Source organism: Pseudomonas sp. P5_B2, from assembly GCF_056400445.1.
Genome location: NZ_JBFULH010000510.1, coordinates 1 through 2,959 on the forward strand (window position 1 = coordinate 1; position 2,959 = coordinate 2,959).

General features: G+C 56.9%; 1 protein-coding gene and 1 pseudogene. Both read left to right on the forward strand.

Features of this window, described 5'->3' with window-relative positions:
• The first annotated feature begins 490 nt into the window (after nt 1-490).
• Nucleotides 491-2,632: a cytochrome-c peroxidase gene (locus AC1DRJ_RS23175; protein WP_477804201.1), complete on the forward strand. Its 2,142-nt coding sequence runs from the start codon at nt 491-493 to the stop codon at nt 2,630-2,632.
• Nucleotides 2,633-2,785: 153 nt separating this feature from the next.
• Nucleotides 2,786-2,959, forward strand: a pseudogene (locus tag AC1DRJ_RS23180) (GGDEF domain-containing protein); the annotation flags it as partial.

Consider the following 2,959-nt stretch of genomic DNA (forward strand, 5'->3'; position numbering starts at 1 on the left):
GTGAAGTGTTAGTTGGCAATTGCTATGCCAAGCGAATAAATCGTCACCTTAAAAAATACTTACCTTTAAATTCATTAGGTTGTGATTGTCGTTGTAATCGATGTATGCATGCATTTGGGGGGTTGCCCCCAGTGTTGGGGGAAGTTCACCAAATTTGAGGTGCATCTGTAGTCTTTGTTCGTATGTGTTGTCAGGTGTGTTTGCAATGCATTTTTATTTGTATTGATTTAGACAAAAGCATTGATTTTTTTGCTGTTGAAATCTTTTGTTACAGCTAAGGTTGGGGTAAGCGCACTCGTCGGTGCGACAGAGCAATGTCTTTATCAAGCCTGAGCCAAGAGAGTACTTTGCCAGTTAAGCGTCGCCTTGCCCGAGCCATTTCGAGTGGTGTAACTACTCGTGCAAGCAGCAAGATTTGTGGCGATGAGTTCATCTCGCAACAGGATAATCCCGGAGTTTGGCTACTCCGCACTGAATCGAGAATGTCATGATGTTTAAGTACTTGGACTTCTTTCGAATCACCCGTTTAACCTGTGCGATGGCGTGCGCTCTACTGACCATCGGTCTACCGGTCGCAAGTGCCTGGGCCGCTGACCCGGTAGCGGTCGATCCGCCCGTACCGGACGTGCCCACTCTGCAATCGCTGCGCGGGCTGCTCCCGCCCGACCCGTCGGGAACTGAAGGCGGGCGCAAAGTCGACCTCATGACTGACTACGTGCTCAATCGCTCTGCGGCGGTTCTCTTGGGCAAAGCGCTGTTCTGGGACATGGAGATCGGCAGTGACGGTTCGACTGCTTGTGCCTCCTGCCACTTCCACGCGGGTGTCGATCACCGCACCACCAACCAGATCAACCCCGGTCAGGCGAATACCAACGCGAACGTTTCGTCGATCTTCAACAAGCCGTTCACCGCCTCGGACATTCCAGGCGACGTGCCGAGCTACACCACCAAATCAGGAGGCAAGGGCGGCCCGAACTACCTGCTGAAGAAAGACGACTTTCCGACCCATGTGCTGGCTGATCCGCYGGATCGCAATTCGGCGATTGTCTATTCGACTGACGATGTGATCGGTTCCCAGGGCGTATTCGACGCCAACTTTGTCAAGCCTCATCAGGCGCGTTTCGACAAGTGCATTCAGCAACCGGACGGCATCTTCCAGGTAGGTGGCATCAATGTTCGCCGCAGCACCGGGCGCAACGCACCCACAGTGATCAATGCCGCGTTCAACGTGCGTAACTTTTGGGATGGGCGCGCCAATAACGTCTTCAACGGCCTCTCTCCATTTGGCAATCGCGACCCTGACGCCGGGATTTTCGTGACCAGYGATCGCAGTGGCGTGGCGACCAAAGTCAGACTGGCGCTCAAGGATGCTTCCGCTGCTTCGCAAGCGGTAGGGCCTCCCGGCAGTCCGGTGGAAATGTCCTGCGGCGGTCGTACCTTCGCCGACATTGGCCGACGCATGCTCGACACCTTGATGCTCAAGCAGCAGCGGATTTCGTCTACCGATTCGGTACTGGGGCCAGTGTCCGGCGCTCGCCGGCCGACCTACCGTGAGCTGATCAAGAACGCGTTCCAGCCGCGCCTGTGGAATGCCACGCAGCAGGTCTCGCTGGGTGGTGCGCCATACACCCAGATGGAGGCGAACTTCCCGCTATTCTTCGGGCTGGCGATTCAGATGTATGAGTCCACGCTGATCTCGGACCAGGCGCCGTTGGATGCCTATTTGCAGGGCGATCATGCGGCCATGAACGACCAGCAGGTCCAGGGCATGAATCTGTTCCTGGGCAAGGGCAAGTGCATCAGTTGCCACGGCGGTGCGGAGTTGACCAACGCCGGTAGCCGTTTGCTGTTCCATCCTCGGGAACGGATCGAACGCATGGTTATGGCCGACAACCTGACCACGCTGTATGACAACGGCTTCTACAACACCGGGGTGCGTCCAACGTCGGAAGATCTGGCGCTCGGTGGCTCGGATGCCTGGGGCAATCCATTGTCCTTCACTCGCGAGTACAACACCGTGCTTCAGGGGGGCCAGATCCCTGACCCGCTGGATGTCGATGTGTGCACCTTCGAAGCGCGTTTGAGTCCGGCGATCCCTTGTGATGCGACGCTCAAGCCGAATGTCGGTTTCCGCGACGCGGTCGATGGCGCCTTCAAGACGCCGACCCTGCGCAACATCGCGTTGACCGGACCGTATTTCCACAACGGCAGTCGTGCGACGCTGCGTCAGGTCATGGAGTTCTACAACCGTGGCGGCGACCGGCGAGGTGAAGATGCCAGCAACACCAGTGGCTTCGACCACCCGGCGGTCAATCAGCACAACGGCTCAAACCTCGACCCGGACATGACTCGGCTGAACCTCACCCCGGATGAAGTGGATGCGCTGGTCAAATTCATGGAAGTCGGGCTGACCGATCCTCGGGTCGCATGGGAACGGGCGCCGTTTGATCATCCGTCGCTGGTGCTGGCACAGGGCGCAAAAGGTGATGAAAACTCGGTCGGGCAAAAGCCGGCGAGTCCGAAGATCATTACCCGGCAAGCGCAGGACGCCGAAATCCAGCTCAAACCGGTCGGTGCTGAAGGTCGCACAAGTCTGGAAGGGCCGCTGCAACCGTTCAACAACGACCTGTAACCCTATTTCCCTTTGCGTCACTGGCGGCTGATGGACGCCAGTGACGCCTCTTTTTGTAAATACCGCAGTTTTTCATTCAGCAATTCGGGGTTTCTGCCGTTAAGGTAGTGGGCACAATGCCATCTATTGAACTGACGGGTCGGAGCGTTCCCCTTGCCGCGTTCTTCCGCTGTACGTTTCAGCCATTTCCTACCGTCGTTACTGCTTTTACTTGCGGGGCTTGCGGCCGCCTACATCAAGGACCTCAACGTATTCTTCACCTCGCTGTTCAACGTGCTGCCGACGCTGGTGCTGTTGCTCGGCGGTGCGTATTGCGCGGTGTACCGA